The sequence below is a fragment of the Pseudomonas sp. 05N36 genome, from assembly GCF_056397385.1.
On record NZ_JBFTNH010000001.1, the window covers coordinates 392,015 to 407,788 of the forward strand.

Below are 15,774 nucleotides of genomic sequence, written 5' to 3' on the forward strand. Positions count from 1 at the left end.
CTTAACGGACCTCTACCGGAGCGCCTTGCAGGCGTTCTAACGCTTCGTTCACCGGTTGCGGCGTGAGCTGGCGCAAGCAGTTGTAATGACCGAAACGGCAGGTGCGATCGAAACATGGACTGCACTCGATGCCCAGGCGAACGATCTCGACCTTCTCGGCCAGTGGCGGCGTGAAGCCTGGCGACGTCGAGCCGTAGACCGCCACCAGCGGACGGTTCAGCGCTGCCGCGACGTGCATCAGGCCGGAGTCGTTGGACACCACGGAATCGGCGCAGGACAGCAAGTCGATAGCCTCGGCCAGCGAGGTAGCGCCACTGAGGTTCACCGACTCTTCACGCAGGCCCGGAATCAGTCGCGAGCGAATGTCTTCGCCGACCGCGTGATCGTTCTTTGAACCGAACAACCAGACTTGCCAGCCTTCGCGGATTTTCGCTTCGGCGACCTTGGCATAGTGCTCCGACGGCCAGCGCTTGGACTCGCCGAACTCGGCACCCGGGCACAGCGCCAGCACCGGACGATCAAGGGCCAGATCGAACTTGGCCAGCGCGGCGTCGCGGCTGGTCGGATCGATTTGCAGGCTCGGTCGCGGATAGGGCTTGGGCAACTCGGCGCCCGACTCATAGGCGAGTGCCATGAAGCGCTCGATCATCAGCGGGTAACGCTCTTTATCGAGGGTGCGCACATCGTTGAGCAAGCCGTAACGGAACTCGCCACGCCAACCGGTGCGTTTCGGGATGCCGGCAAAGAACGGCACCAGCGCCGACTTCAGCGAGTTGGGCAGCAAAATCGCCTGATCGTACTGGCCGGCCAGGGACTTGCCGATCCGCCGCCGCGTTGCCAGCTCCAGCACGCCGTGGCCGAGCGGAAAGCTCAAGGCCTGACGCACTTCGGGCATCCGCTCAAGGATCGGCCGACTCCACTCGGGGGCCAGCACGTCGATTTCGCACTGAGGATGACGCTGTTTCAGACACTGGAAGAGTGTCTGCGCCATCACCATGTCACCGACCCAACTGGGCCCAACGATCAGAATTTTCATGTGTTTTCCAAAAACGAACCGGGGAGGCCATTGCCTCCCCGCCTCGAGAATTCTACAAAACGCTGTCGATCCACTGTGGGAGCTAGCCTGCTCGCGATGACGGCCTGACAGTCACCATAAATGTTGGATGTGACGGCCTCATCGCGAGCAGGCTCGCTCCCACATTGGGTATTGAGTGTTTCTTCAAATATCCTGTTCAGCTTAACCCCAGCTCGCGCCAGATCCGCAACACTTCTCGTCGCTCGGCCACAAACTGATCCCCCGCAATCACCCCGGCCTCATTCTGCAGGGCCTGACGATGAGCGGCCGAGCGGTAGGTTTTATAGGCCTCACGCAACAGGCTGGCGTCTTCGGCGGGCATCAACCCGACCTCCTCCAGACCTTCCAGGATACGGATGTTATCCGTATAGCGAAGCAGCGAAGGGTGCGTGTCAGACCACGCCAAGGCGGCGTATTGCACCATAAATTCAATATCGACGATACCACCGGCGTCCTGCTTGAGGTCGAACGGCGCAGTGGCTTCAAAGGCATTGGGCGCGGTCCCGGCAGCGGTGCCCTTGCTCCCCAGGTTGTCGCGCATCTTGGCGCGCATCTCACTGACTTCCTGGCGCAACTTGGGTAAATCGCGCGCCCGGCCCAGAACCTTCGCCCGGACTTTCTCGAAGGCCTGGCCGACATCCTGACTGCCGACCAGCACCCGCGCCCGCACCAGTGCCTGATGCTCCCAGGTCCAGGCTTCGTTTTCCTGATAGCGCTCAAACGCCCCCAACGAACTGACCAACAGCCCCGACGCGCCGGAAGGGCGCAGGCGCATATCGACTTCGTACAACTGGCCGGAGTTGGTCTGGGTGGTCAGCAAATGGATGATCCGCTGCCCCAGCCGGGTGAAGAACTGCGCGCCGTCGATCGGTTTCGGGCCGTCGGTTTCCGCTTGCGGATCACCATCGTGGATGAACACCAGGTCGAGGTCCGAACCATGCCCCAGCTCCAGGCCGCCGACCTTGCCGTAACCGACAATGACGAAACCCGGGTCGCACAAGGTTCCGTCGGAACGCTGCGGTGAGCCGTACTTGGCGACCGTCTGGCGCCAGGCCAGGGCCAGCACTTGCTCCAGAATGGCTTCGGCGAGCCAGGTCAGGTAGTCGCTGACTTTCATCAGCGGCAGGCTGCCGGCAATTTCCGAGGCCGCCACCCGCAGGCGGTGCGCCAGCTTGAAATGCCGCAAGGCTTCCATCTGTTGTTCGAGATCATCCTCGGGAATCCGCGTCAGCCGCTCGCGTAATTCAGCGGCCAACTCCGGTGCCAACGGTGGCTTGAACAGCCGCCCTTCGTTGAGCAATTCGTCGAGCAGCAGCGGGAAGCGAGTGATCTGCTCGGAAATCCATGGGCTGGCCGCGCACAAGGTCAACAGGCGTCGCAGTGCGCCGGGATTTTCGGTGAGCAACACCAGATACGCCGAGCGCCGCGCCACCGCCTCAACCAGCGGCAGCACGCGCTCCAGCACGAGGTCCGGGCTGGCATGTTCCACCGCTTGCGCCAGTAACCGTGGAATAAAGGCATCGAGCCGTTCGCGCCCCAGACGTTGCATCGCCCGCAATTGCGGACTGCTGCGCAGGCTGGCAAGCGTTTTCAGGGCCTTGGGCGCATCGACAAAACCGCCCTCTTCCAACTGTCGGCAAGCAGCCTCTTCATCCTGGGCTTCCTCCCAGAGCGGCAGCCATTCACCGCCGACCACCACTTCGCTCTCCTCGCCTTCCTCTTCATCCGGGTCAGCGATCACTTGACGGAAGTGCCAGTCGACCCGGCCGCGCCAATACATCAATTGCTCATGGAACGCGGTCCAGTTGGCAAAACCCATCATAAAGGCAATGCGCGCCTGATCCTGCTCACCATGCGGGAGCATTTGCGTCTGACGGTCGGCAATCGCCTGGATCGCGTGCTCGGTGTAGCGCAGGAATTCATAACCTTCACGTAGCTCGGCGATCACTGCCGGCGGCAGGTAACCCTGCCCTTCCAGCGTGCCGAGTACTTTTAATAGAGGGCGCTGCTGCAAACTCAGGTCGCGCCCCCCGTGAATCAGCTGGAAGGCCTGCGCGATAAATTCAACTTCGCGAATGCCGCCAGAGCCGAGCTTGATGTTGTCGGCCATGCCTTTGCGCCGGACTTCCTGCTGAATCAGCTGCTTCATGGTGCGCAGCGCTTCGATGGCCGAGAAGTCCAGGTATCGCCGGTAAACGAACGGTCGCAGCATGTCGAGCAATTGCGCGCCCGCCGCCTGATCACCGGCCACCACCCGCGCCTTGATCATCGCGTAACGCTCCCAGTCGCGCCCCTGGTCCTGGTAGTACTGCTCCAATGCGTTGAAGCTGAGCACCAGCGCACCGGATGAACCGTACGGCCGCAAGCGCATGTCGACGCGGAATACAAAACCGTCGACGGTCATCGGGTCCAGCGCCTTGATCAACCGCTGGCCCAGACGAATGAAGAACTCCTGGTTATCCAGCGCACGCTTCACGCCAACCGTTTCGCCACCTTCGGGGTAAGCGAAGATCAGGTCGATGTCCGACGACAGGTTGAGCTCCACGGCGCCGAGCTTGCCCATCCCGAGGATGACCATTTGCTGCGGCTCGCCGCTGCGCCGCCCGGTGGGCGTACCGAATTGCTGGCAATGGCGCTGATACAACCATTGATAAGCCTGATCGATGCTCGCATCGGCCATGTCCGAGAGGTCGCGGCAGGTCTGGATCAGATCCGCCTGGCGGGTCAGGTCGCGCCAGATGATCCGCACTTGCTGACGGTTGCGCTGACGGCGCAATACGCGGCCCAACTCATCGTCGGTGGTGGCCGCCTGCACAGCGGCGGCGATCTGGGCGCACATTTCACCGGCGGCGAAACTTCGGTCGAGTTCGCCGGACTGCACAAGCTCAAGCAACATCAACGGGTCACGCAGGCTCTGCTCAATGACAAAATCGCTGGCCGCGGTCACTCGGGCAAACGCTGCCCAGCGCTCTGGCGACCAGGTCGACAGGCCATGATCATCGTCAAACAGGGCAACAGCGGCACGGAACGACTGCTCGGCACGGCTGACAAGCGGAAGAAGAATGGCCGGCAGTTCGGCAAGCGAAGGAAGGCTCATGGTCTATCCTTGATCGGCGTAGAAAGGGCTGTCTGTAGTGAATACATGAAATGCACTACGCAAAGGACTGTCGAACAAAAGTTAGAAATAGCTGAAATATCTGTTTTTTTGGCAGCCAGCATCAAACTTCCACCTATCTCGGTTAGCTAAAGACCAACAGTAACGATTATTCTCACAACGCAGCAGGAGGCCACACGCTCATCCTGTGTAGTTTTACTACTCGTATATACATTCGAAAGGCTGAAATGGCCGACGATTTGTAGTAAAACTACACGCCGCCGAATCAACCTCCGGCATTCCAAGAATTTATAACGTCTGCCCACAAGGCCAGTCGCTAACTCAGGCAACCGATTCTGGAAGCCTTTCCGCCCTGGAGCAAGCCATGCAAGACCTCGATCCCGTCGAAACCCAGGAATGGCTGGACGCCCTGGAATCGGTTCTCGACAAAGAAGGCGAAAACCGTGCTCACTATCTGATGACCCGTATGGGCGAACTCGCAACCCGCAGCGGTTCGCAATTGCCTTACGCCATCACCACGCCATACCGCAACACCATTCCCGTTACCCACGAAGCACGCATGCCTGGCGACCTGTTCATGGAACGCCGCATTCGCTCGCTGGTACGCTGGAACGCGATGGCCATGGTGATGCGTACGAACCTGAAAGATTCTGACCTGGGCGGTCACATCTCCAGCTTCGCCTCCAGCGCAACCCTGTACGACATTGGCTTCAACTATTTCTTCCAGGCCCCTACCGACGAACACGGCGGCGACCTGATCTACTTCCAGGGCCACACCTCGCCAGGCGTTTACGCCCGTGCATTCATGGAAGGCCGCATCACCGAAGACCAGATGAACAACTTCCGCCAGGAAGTCGATGGTCAGGGCCTGTCGTCCTACCCTCACCCATGGCTGATGCCTGACTTCTGGCAGTTCCCGACCGTATCCATGGGTCTGGGCCCGATCCAGGCGATCTACCAGGCACGCTTCATGAAGTACCTGGAACACCGTGGCTTCATCCAGCCAGGCAAACAGAAAGTCTGGTGCTTCCTGGGCGACGGCGAGTGCGACGAGCCGGAATCCCTGGGCGCGATCTCCCTGGCCGGCCGCGAGAAGCTGGACAACCTGATCTTCGTCATCAACTGCAACCTGCAGCGCCTCGACGGCCCGGTTCGCGGCAACGGCAAGATCATCCAGGAACTCGAAGGCGTGTTCCGCGGTGCTCAGTGGAACGTGACCAAAGTCATCTGGGGCCGTTTCTGGGACCCACTGCTGGCCAAGGACGTCGACGGCATCCTGCAACGCCGCATGGACGAAGTCATCGACGGCGAGTACCAGAACTACAAAGCCAAAGACGGCGCGTTCGTGCGTGAACACTTCTTCAACACGCCAGAACTCAAGGCGATGGTTGCCGATCTGTCCGACGACGAGATCTGGAAGCTCAACCGTGGCGGCCACGACCCGTACAAGGTCTACGCGGCGTACCACGAAGCGGTCAACCACAAAGAACAACCGACCGTCATCCTGGCCAAGACCATCAAGGGTTATGGCACCGGTGCCGGCGAAGCGAAAAACACCGCGCACAACACCAAGAAAGTCGATGTCGAGAGCCTGAAGTTGTTCCGCGACCGCTTCGACATCCCGGTCAAGGACGCAGAGCTGGAAAACCTGCCGTTCTTCAAACCGGAAGAAGGCAGCGCCGAAGCCCGCTACCTGAGCGAGCGCCGTACCGCACTGGGCGGTTTCGTGCCTCAGCGTCGCGCCAAGAGCTTCAACATCCCGACTCCTCCACTGGACACCCTCAAGGCGATTCTGGACGGCTCGGGCGACCGTGAAATTTCCACCACCATGGCCTTCGTGCGGATCCTCGCGCAACTGGTCAAGGACAAGGAAATCGGTCCGCGCATCGTACCGATCATCCCGGATGAAGCCCGCACCTTCGGTATGGAAGGCATGTTCCGTCAGTTGGGCATCTACTCCTCCGTCGGCCAGCTCTACGAGCCAGTCGATAAAGACCAGGTGATGTTCTACAAGGAAGACCAGAAGGGCCAGATCCTCGAAGAAGGCATCAACGAAGCGGGCGCCATGAGCTCCTTCATCGCCGCCGGTACTTCGTACTCCAGCCACAACCAGCCGATGCTGCCGTTCTACATCTTCTACTCGATGTTCGGCTTCCAGCGTATCGGCGACCTGGCCTGGGCCGCTGGCGACAGCCGTACCCGTGGCTTCCTGATCGGCGGCACCGCCGGCCGGACCACGCTGAACGGCGAAGGCCTGCAACACGAAGACGGTCACAGCCACATCCTGGCTGCCACCATCCCGAACTGCCGCACCTATGATCCAACCTACGGCTATGAGCTGGCGGTGATCATCCAGGACGGCATGAAGAAGATGACCGAAGAGCAGCAGGACGTTTTCTACTACATCACCGTGATGAACGAGTCCTACCAGCAGCCAGCCATGCCGGCCGGTGTGGAAGAGGGCATCATCAAGGGCATGTACCTGCTCGAAGAAGACACCCGCGAAGCGGCGCACCACGTTCAGCTGATGGGCTCCGGCACCATCCTGCGTGAAGTCCGTGAAGCGGCGAAGATTCTGCGTGAAGAGTTCAACGTCGGCGCTGACGTGTGGAGCGTTACCAGCTTCAACGAACTGCGTCGAGATGGCCTGGCCGTAGAGCGCACCAACCGTCTGCACCCTGGCCAGAAGCCTAAGCGCAGCTACGTTGAAGACTGCCTGATCGGCCGTAAAGGTCCGGTCATCGCATCGACCGACTACATGAAGCTGTTCGCCGAGCAGATCCGTCAGTGGGTTCCGTCCAAGGAATTCAAAGTGCTGGGCACCGACGGTTTCGGCCGCAGCGACAGCCGCAAGAAACTGCGTCATTTCTTCGAAGTCGACCGTCATTTCGTGGTGTTGGCAGCCCTTGAAGCACTGGCTGACCGTGGTGACATCGAACCTAAGGTGGTGGCTGAAGCCATCGTCAAGTTCGGTATCAACCCGGAAAAACGCAACCCACTGGACTGCTGAGGAGAGACTCTGTGAGCGAACTCATTCGCGTACCTGACATCGGCAGCGGTGAAGGTGAAGTAATTGAACTGTTTGTGAAGGTCGGCGACCGTATCGAAGCCGATCAGAGCATCCTGACGCTGGAATCGGACAAGGCGAGCATGGAAGTGCCTGCGCCTAAGGCCGGCATCATCAAGAGCCTGAAAGTGAAGCTGGGCGATCGCCTGAAAGAAGGCGACGAACTGCTGGAACTGGAAGTCGAAGGTGCCGCAGCCCCAGCCTCTATACAGTCCCCTGCGGCGGCCGCTGCGCCAGCCAAAGCTGAAGCCAAACCGGCTGCCGCACCTGCGCCGGCGGCGCCTGCTGCCGCGCCGGCTGCTGCCAGCATTCAGCAAGTGCACGTGCCGGACATCGGTTCGTCGGGAAAGGCCCAGATCATCGAGATCCAGGTCAAGGTCGGCGACACCGTCGCGGCTGATCAGTCGTTGATCACCCTGGAATCCGACAAGGCCAGCATGGAAATCCCTTCGCCTGCCGCTGGCGTGGTCAAGGCCATCAGCGTCAAGCTCAACGACGAAGTCGGCACGGGCGATCTGATTCTGGATCTGGAAGTGGCGGGTGCTGCTGCCGCTCCTGCCCAGGCTGCTGCGCCTGCTGCCGCTGCTCCGGCGCCAGCCGCTGCGGCTCCGGCTGCACCGGTTGCCGACAGCGTTCAGGACATCCACGTCCCGGACATCGGTTCGGCGGGCAAGGCCAAGATCATCGAAGTCCTGGTCAAGGCTGGTGACACCGTTGCCGCCGACCAGTCGCTGATCACCCTGGAATCCGACAAGGCGAGCATGGAAATTCCATCGCCTGCCGCTGGCGTGGTGGAAAGCATTTCCATCAAGCTGGATGACGAAGTCGGTACCGGCGACCTGATCCTGAAGCTGAAAGTCAAAGGCGCAGCACCTGCTACAGCCCCGGCTCCAGCCGCTGCTGCTCCGAGCGCTTCTGCTGCTGCACCTGTCGCTCAGGCTGCAGCCGCGCCTGCAGTTGCCGCCCCGGCCGCTGCTCCAGCCAAGCCTGGCGCCAAGGTTCACGCAGGTCCTGCGGTGCGCCAACTGGCCCGTGAATTCGGCGTCGAGCTGAGCGCGGTCAGCCCAAGCGGCCCACACGGTCGCGTGCTGAAAGAAGACGTGCAGGTTTACGTCAAAGCCATGATGCAAAAGGCCAAGGAAGCACCGGCCGCTGGCGGCGCAACCGGCGGCGCGGGCATCCCGCCGATTCCGGTCGTGGACTTCAGCCGCTTCGGTGAAATCGAAGAAGTGCCGATGACCCGCCTGATGCAGGCTGGCGCCGCCAACCTGCACCGCAGCTGGCTGAACGTGCCTCACGTGACCCAGTTCGATTCGGCTGACATCACTGAGCTGGAAGCTTTCCGTGTCGCACAGAAGGCCGTGGCCGAGAAGGCTGGCGTCAAGCTGACCGTACTGCCACTGCTGCTCAAGTCCTGCGCACACCTGCTCAAGGAACTGCCGGACTTCAACAGCTCGCTGGCGCCAAGCGGCAAAGCGATCATCCGCAAGAAATACGTGAACATCGGCTTCGCCGTCGACACCCCTGAAGGCCTGTTGGTACCGGTCATCAAGAACGTCGACCAGAAGAGCCTGCTGCAACTGGCTGCCGAAGCCGCTTCCCTGGCTGAAAAAGCCCGGACCAAGAAGCTCTCGGCAGACGAGATGCAAGGTGCCTGCTTCACGATTTCCAGCCTCGGGCACATTGGCGGCACCGGCTTCACGCCGATCGTCAACGCGCCGGAAGTGGCGATCCTCGGTGTTTCCAAGGCAACCATCCAGCCAGTCTGGGACGGCAAAGCCTTCCAGCCGAAACTGATGCTGCCACTGTCGCTGTCCTACGATCACCGTGTGATCAACGGCGCTGCTGCTGCACGCTTCACCAAGCGTCTGAGCGACCTGCTGGGCGACATCCGCACCATGCTGCTGTAAGACCGGGCGGCCCTCCTTCACCGGAGGGCCACTCGCGTTCCACGTTTTCCGAGCGCCACGCTCGTACCTCAACCCCGCCAATTTGGCGGGGCTTTTTTTGCCCGAAAAACACCCGCCACTTCAGCATGCGTCGACGTTCGATCAAGTGCTGTATGTATTCCTACTGCCGATAACAGTCGGGACTACTTCCGTGGCTTATCCAGACCACAGCCAAAGTCCACTTGCCTATCAATATTTATCGCCCAACGAACAATAGGATAGCGCCAACAAAGTGCACTAACCGTTTTCACAAAACACTATAACTTTCACCGCTACATTTCGAATGGACTCGAAAATGTTCAAACCGACTGTTGGCCCGATTATTGGCCACACGACAACTAACCATGCCCGTATTTTTTTACGCGGCGATGTAGAAAACAATGCCCCGGTCTTTGCGGGGATACGTTATCGCCGCGCCGCTGATGCCCACTGGTCCAAAGGACTGTTTGTTGCTTTAACCGCACGTCACGACCTGTCCGACGTTATTGCGCTCAACAACCTCGACGCCGATACCGCCTACGAGTACCAGGCTGGCTGGTTCAGTACCATGAGCCCCGCGCACACCGTGGAAACGGTGCAAGAACTCCCCCTGCAATGGCCGAAAGAAATCTATCGTTTTCGTACCGCATCGAGCAAAACCACCGCTGCACGCGGCTATATCGTTGGCTCATGCCGTTACCTGCGCATGACACTGGGTGTGCCATCAGCGCCCGCCAAGGGCGATAGGATTTTTGCCGCCATCAACACACTGGCTAAACAATCATCACCACCGATCAGCGCTCTGCTGATGACGGGCGATCAGGTTTATGTCGATGACCTGAATATTATTGCTCCTGATCGAGAGTACAAGGACATTCTCAGCAAGTACCGCACCGCTTTTTCTCAGCCGCATATTCGAAACTTGATGGCGTCACTCCCGACCTACATGATCCTGGATGACCACGAAATAGAAGACAATTGGCCAGCCAATGAAAGCAAAAACGATAAGTTCCTCTACACAAACGCAACAAGGGCGTATGAGTTATATCAGGCCAGTCACAGTCCTGTTCACGAGTTACTACCCAACGGGCAACCCAACCGCGAACTAAAACATTACTGGTATCAGATTTCCGAAGGGGATATCGAATGGTTCGTGACCGACAGTCGAACCCGACGCACGCTCTCGGCCGACGATCGACGCATCCTCGATGCTGAGCAGGAGCAAGCCCTGCTCAAATGGCTGATCAACAGCCCGGCACGGGTCAAGTTCGTGGTCACCAGCGTGATGTTCTTCCCCGACCGCAAGCACCATGGCGACGATGCCTGGAAAGCTTTTCCCGAGCAGCGTCTGCGTCTGCTGGAAACCATCCGGACCCACAAGATCAAGAACGTCATCATCGTTTCCGGTGATGTTCATGGTTCGCTCACCAGCCGCCTGAGTCACAGCGAGGACCCGGATTTCGAGGTTCACACCATCGTCTCGTCGCCGCTGTGCAACAGCGCGCTGCTGCCCTACGCCAAAGCCTCGACCTTCATACTCGACCAGCCACTGGTGCGGACCGCCGTGGGCGACTATCACCACCAACTGACCAGCAACGTGGTCAGCCAGGATAACTTTGCACACCTGGTGGTCGACGCGCAGCACATACAAGTGACTTACCACGACGCGAATGGCAACGCCCTGCAATCGATAAGCATCGCACTGCGCAGCACTCTATAGAACGGAAATACGGTAAAACACTGCTCCCGTAGCAGCTGCCGAGCCCGCGAGGCTGCGTTCGGCTGCGAAGCAGACGTTGAATCAGCTAACGGGCTCTTTCAGGCAAACCGAGTACCCAGGATTTACGAGGACTTCGCCCGATCGCGGTCCGCCTCGAACGCAGCCTCGCGGGCTCGGCAGCTGCTACGAGAGCCCGCGCAAGCAACTTATTGCAGAAATGCGGTTGCCTGCCGACACAGTCTTATAGCACTTAGCCTTCATCCTTACTTGTCAGTCAGTGCAGCATGATGCAACCTTGCCGCAGGCAACAGTAAAGAGGGCGCGAGCCCGGCGCGATCAGCATTTTCGAAGCGAGTTTCTTCCATGAAAAGCCATCCCGATGCCACCAGCCGTATGGTGGCCGAGGTAGTGACGCAGTTGCCTGTGCCCTCGCGGCTCGGCATGCTGCGTTTCGAACGGCTGAATGAACCAAGCTGGGCGCTGCTGTTCCTTGACCCAAATTGCGAACGCCAGTTCGGTTTGCCCGCTGTCGAGCTGTGCGCTCTGGTCGACTCACCCTACGCGAGCCTGATGGAGCCCGAAGCGCGCTATCAATTGCACGATGCGATCCAGCAGCAATTGACCGTAAGCCCGCATTACCTGGTCCGCTACACGCTCCACACCGCCCAAGGTTCCCTCAGCCTGCTTGAACTGGGCGAAGCCTACAAACAACACAATCGCCACCTGCTACGCGGCTATCTGCTGGTAGTCGACGGTTTGTTTACCGATGATCCGCTGCTACCGGCGCTGGACCTGGAAACCCAGAACTCGCGCCTGCAGATTGCCCTGGAACTGAACCAGCGCGCCCAGCAGGAACAACTGCTGCACCTGGATCGCGTTCGCGCCCAGCAAGACCTGATCCTGCTGCTCGCCCGCCAGCGCTACAGCACCGGCAACTCCTTGCAAGAAGCCGCCGAACTGATCACCCGCAGCGCCTGCGACATCTACGAAATCGACTGCGCGAGCCTGTGGAACCTCGAAGGCCAGAAGCTGGTGCCGATTTCCGCCTACCACCGCGCCTCTCAAGAGTACTGGTTACCGGACGTGATTGACGCCAGCAACTTCCCGGATTACCTGGAAGCCTTGCACACCAGCCGTGCAATCGACGCCCACAATGCCATGCGCGACCCGCGCACCCGAAGCATGGCCGAGAGCCTGCGCCCGCGTGACATCAATGCCATGCTCGACGCCAGCATCCGTGTCGATGGTCAGGTAGTCGGCGTGCTGTGCCTGGAGCAAACCGGCATGACCCGCGCCTGGCAGTCGGACGAAATCGCCTTCGCCGGCGAGCTGGCCGACCAATTCGCCCAGGTCATCAACAACCACAACCGCCGCACTGCCACCAGCGCCCTGCACCTGTTCCAGCGCGCGGTCGAGCAAAGCGCCAACGCCTTTTTGCTGGTCAATTGCGACGGGGTGGTCGAGTACGTCAACCCGAGCTTCACCGCGATCACCCAGTACAGCACCGAAGAAGTCCACGGCCATCGGCTGTCGGAACTCCCGGCGCTGGAGAACCTCAGCGAACTGCTGTTCGACGCGCCCTCAAGCCTGGCCAAGAGCAACAGCTGGCAGGGCGAGTTCAAGAGCCGACGCAAAAACCTCGAACCGTACTGGGGCCAGTTGTCGATCTCCAAGGTCTACGGCGACAACCGTGAACTGACCCACTACATCGGCATCTACGAAGACATCACCCAGACCAAGCTCGCCCAGCAACGTATCGAGCGCCTGGCCTACACCGACAACCTGACCAACCTGGGCAACCGTCCGGCGTTCATCCGCAACCTCGATGAGCGTTTCGCCCGTGACAGCGACGCCCCGATCTGCCTGCTGCTGGTAGACATCGACAATTTCAAGCGAATCAATGACAGCCTCGGCCACCAGACCGGCGACAAACTGCTGATCAGCCTGGCCCGGCGGCTGCGCAACAGCCTGAGCCCGAGCGGCAGCCTGGCGCGTTTCGCCAGTAACGAATTCGCGGTGCTGCTCGACGACACCCACCTTGTAGCCGGCCAACAGATCGCCAGCCAATTGTTGATGACGCTGGATAAGCCGATGTTCGTCGACAACCAGTTGATCAGCGTCACTGGCTCCGTCGGTCTGGCCTGCGCGCCGCTGCACGGCCGTGATCCACAGACCCTGATGCGTAACGCGGGGCTCGCGCTGCACAAGGCCAAGGCCAACGGCAAACATCAGGTTCAGGTGTTTACCGAAGCGCTGAACGCCGAGGCCAGCTACAAGCTGTTCGTGGAAAACAACCTGCGCCGCGCCCTGACCCAGAACGAGCTGGACGTGTTCTACCAGCCCAAGCTGTGCCTGCGCTCCGGACGCTTGCTGGGAATGGAAGCGTTGCTGCGCTGGAACCATCCGGAAAAGGGCATGATCCGTCCGGATCAGTTCATCAGTGTCGCCGAAGAAACCGGCCTGATCATTCCCATCGGCAAATGGATTGCCCGTCAGGCGTGTCGCATGAGCAAAGAGCTGACCGCCGCCGGGCTGGGCAATTTGCAGGTAGCGATCAACCTGTCACCCAAGCAGTTTTCTGACCCGGACCTCGTCTCATCGATTGCCAACATCCTCAAGGAAGAGCAACTGCCCGCGCGCTTGCTGGAACTGGAGCTGACCGAAGGCCTGCTGCTGGAAGCCACCGAAGACACGCACTTGCAGCTCGACCAACTCAAGCGCCTGGGCCTGACCCTGGCCATGGACGACTTCGGCACCGGCTACTCATCGCTCAGCTACCTGAAGAAATTCCCGATCGACATCATCAAGATCGATCGCAGCTTCATCCATGAAATCCCGGACAACCAGGACGACATGGAAATCACCTCGGCCGTGATCGCCATGGCCCACAACCTCAAGCTCAAAGTGGTCGCCGAAGGCATCGAAACCGCCGAACAACTGGCGTTCCTCCGTCGCCACCGCTGCGATGTCGGCCAGGGCTACCTGTTCGACCGACCGATCCCGGGCGCCGAGCTGATCGAGAAGCTCAAACGCTATCCGCGTGGCCCAATCGCCTGACAGCGCTGTAACACTCGGGCACACTGTGGGTCTTAATGCGTATATCGCTCATCCCAACCTGACTGAGAGGACTGATCATGGTTCTGCGCTCGGAAATCCTGGTGAACAAAAACGTGCTCCCGACTAAAGAACAAGCGCTGCCTGGCCGCGAAACCCCGATAAAAGTACCGGACGAACACTTCGTCAACAGCCATCCGCTGCTGGGTCCGTTTCCGGGCAATGTGGATTTCGCGATCTTCGGCCTCGGCTGCTTCTGGGGCGCAGAGCGTCGCTTCTGGCAGCGCGAAGGTGTGTACAGCACGGCCGTGGGTTACGCCGGTGGCTTCACCCCGAACCCGACCTACGAAGAAGTCTGCTCGGGCCTGACCGGCCACAGCGAAGTCGTGCTCGTGGTCTACGAGCCGGAAAAAGTCAGCTACGAACAATTGCTGGCGATGTTCTGGGAACTGCACAACCCGACTCAGGGTATGCGCCAGGGCAACGACATCGGCACCCAGTACCGCTCGGTGATCTACGCCACCAACCCAAGCCAGTTGGCAGCGGCCAAGGCCAGCAAGGAAGTGTTCCAGGCTGAACTGACCAAGGCCGGCCTCGGCACCATCACCACTGAAATCGAAGAAGCCCCGACGTTCTACTACGCCGAGGCCTATCACCAGCAATACCTGGCGAAAAACCCTGAAGGGTATTGCGGGATTGGCGGTACGGGCGTGACCTGCCCGATTTGAAATACTGCCTCTGAACAGCTTCGCGAGCAGGCTCGCTCCCACAGGTCATGTATCAACCTTGTGGGAGCGAGCCTGCTCGCGATAGCGGTGGTTCAGACGCCACCCATGCTACTGATCAGCTCTCGGCGATCAACCAATCCATCTGCCACCCGCCCTGGGTCTGGCCAAGCTTCTTCGACAGCCACGGCAGCAACTCGCGCAACTCCTCCTCAAGCCCCCACGGCGGATTGGCAATCGCCAGCCCGGAACCGTTCAGGCTGTTCGGCGTATCCAGCGGATGCACCAGCAACTCCACGCGCAACAACTTCGGCGCACCGGTGCCCGCCAGGTCCTGGTAGAAACGACGCAACATGCGCTGGTCCTTCACCGGGTACCAGATCGCCGCCACGGTTTGACGCATCCGGCCAATCGCCTCTTTCAGCGACGCGGCGCAACGCTGCATCTCGTCGAGCTTCTCGAACGGCGGATCAATCAGCATCAACCCACGCTTCTCCGGCACCGGCAACAACGCCCGTGGCACGTGCCAGCCTTCGCCCAGGTGCACTTTGACCCGACGATCGCCCTTCATGTTGTCCTTGAGCAGCAACCCGTCTTCCGGGTGTTTTTCATTGAGCAACACCCGGTCCTGCGGACGGGTCAAACGCCGCGCCAGCTCGGGCGAGCCGGGGTAGTAGCGCAACTCGCCATCCGGGTTCATCTCATGCAAGACCCGCATGTAATCGGCGGTCAGCGGCGGCAGATCCTGCTCGCCCCACAAGCGCGCGATGCCTTCCAGGTATTCACCGGTACGGCTCGCCTGATCGCCCTGCAGGTCATACAGACCAATGCCGGCGTGGGTGTCGAGATAGGCAAACGGCTGCTCCTTGCGCGACATCAAGGCGATGAGGCGGGTCAAGGTCAGGTGTTTGAACACATCGGCGTGATTGCCGGCGTGGAAGGCGTGACGATAATTCATGGCTGCTCCTGCGAAGGAGACGAAGTTTACCTTGTACCGCGTCCAGCGTCAGGGGTTGGCAGCTGAGCGGGCGGACAAACCACGATTGTTCCCACGCGTGGGAACGATCAACTCATTTCGCACCAGTTCATG

General features: G+C 60.1%; 8 protein-coding genes. 5 read left to right on the forward strand and 3 right to left on the reverse strand.

Annotated elements, in window-relative coordinates; translation table 11 throughout:
* Position 1: 1 nt before the first annotated feature.
* Both waaF and glnE read right to left on the reverse strand, forming a co-directional pair.
* The gene (waaF, locus tag AC1DIH_RS01830) at positions 2-1,036 is read right to left on the reverse strand and encodes a lipopolysaccharide heptosyltransferase II (protein ID WP_477770374.1); all 1,035 of its coding nucleotides are present in this window, start codon (positions 1,034-1,036) and stop codon (positions 2-4) included.
* Positions 1,037-1,232: 196 nt separating this feature from the next.
* Positions 1,233-4,172 carry a bifunctional [glutamate--ammonia ligase]-adenylyl-L-tyrosine phosphorylase/[glutamate--ammonia-ligase] adenylyltransferase gene (glnE, locus tag AC1DIH_RS01835; protein ID WP_477770375.1) on the reverse strand — a complete coding sequence of 980 codons (2,940 nt, stop codon included), beginning with the start codon at positions 4,170-4,172 and terminating at the stop codon, positions 1,233-1,235.
* Positions 4,173-4,554: 382 nt separating this feature from the next.
* Between glnE and aceE the strand changes: the two genes are divergently transcribed.
* From aceE to msrA, 5 genes are all read left to right on the forward strand, one after another.
* On the forward strand, positions 4,555-7,200 hold the full coding sequence (aceE, locus tag AC1DIH_RS01840; protein WP_477770376.1) for a pyruvate dehydrogenase (acetyl-transferring), homodimeric type: 2,646 nt from the start codon (positions 4,555-4,557) through the stop codon (positions 7,198-7,200).
* 11 nt (positions 7,201-7,211) lie between these two features.
* Positions 7,212-9,167, forward strand: a complete 1,956-nt coding sequence (gene aceF / locus AC1DIH_RS01845; RefSeq protein ID WP_477770377.1) for a dihydrolipoyllysine-residue acetyltransferase — start codon at positions 7,212-7,214, stop codon at positions 9,165-9,167.
* Between the two features lie 334 nt (positions 9,168-9,501).
* Positions 9,502-10,905 (forward strand): alkaline phosphatase D family protein, encoded by a 1,404-nt coding sequence (locus AC1DIH_RS01850; protein WP_477770378.1) that lies wholly within the window; start codon positions 9,502-9,504, stop codon positions 10,903-10,905.
* Between the two features lie 363 nt (positions 10,906-11,268).
* Positions 11,269-13,962 (forward strand): sensor domain-containing phosphodiesterase, encoded by a 2,694-nt coding sequence (locus AC1DIH_RS01855; protein WP_477770379.1) that lies wholly within the window; start codon positions 11,269-11,271, stop codon positions 13,960-13,962.
* 77 nt (positions 13,963-14,039) lie between these two features.
* On the forward strand, positions 14,040-14,687 hold the full coding sequence (gene msrA / locus AC1DIH_RS01860; protein WP_477770380.1) for a peptide-methionine (S)-S-oxide reductase MsrA: 648 nt from the start codon (positions 14,040-14,042) through the stop codon (positions 14,685-14,687).
* Between the two features lie 115 nt (positions 14,688-14,802).
* On the opposite strand, the gene AC1DIH_RS01865 is transcribed toward msrA, so the two are convergent.
* The gene (locus AC1DIH_RS01865) at positions 14,803-15,642 is read right to left on the reverse strand and encodes a 23S rRNA (adenine(2030)-N(6))-methyltransferase RlmJ (protein WP_123581938.1); all 840 of its coding nucleotides are present in this window, start codon (positions 15,640-15,642) and stop codon (positions 14,803-14,805) included.
* Between the last annotated feature and the right edge of the window lie 132 nt (positions 15,643-15,774).

What these genes read in the sequence shown, in the direction of transcription:
- msrA (WP_477770380.1), top strand. Translation starts at nt 14,040, where the DNA reads ATGGTTCTGCGCTCGGAAATCCTGGTGAACAAAAACGTGCTCCCGACT.
- AC1DIH_RS01855 (WP_477770379.1), top strand. Translation starts at nt 11,269, where the DNA reads ATGAAAAGCCATCCCGATGCCACCAGCCGTATGGTGGCCGAGGTAGTG.
- AC1DIH_RS01865 (WP_123581938.1), bottom strand. Translation starts at nt 15,642, where the DNA reads ATGAATTATCGTCACGCCTTCCACGCCGGCAATCACGCCGATGTGTTC.
- waaF (WP_477770374.1), bottom strand. Translation starts at nt 1,036, where the DNA reads ATGAAAATTCTGATCGTTGGGCCCAGTTGGGTCGGTGACATGGTGATG.
- aceE (WP_477770376.1), top strand. Translation starts at nt 4,555, where the DNA reads ATGCAAGACCTCGATCCCGTCGAAACCCAGGAATGGCTGGACGCCCTG.
- AC1DIH_RS01850 (WP_477770378.1), top strand. Translation starts at nt 9,502, where the DNA reads ATGTTCAAACCGACTGTTGGCCCGATTATTGGCCACACGACAACTAAC.
- glnE (WP_477770375.1), bottom strand. Translation starts at nt 4,172, where the DNA reads ATGAGCCTTCCTTCGCTTGCCGAACTGCCGGCCATTCTTCTTCCGCTT.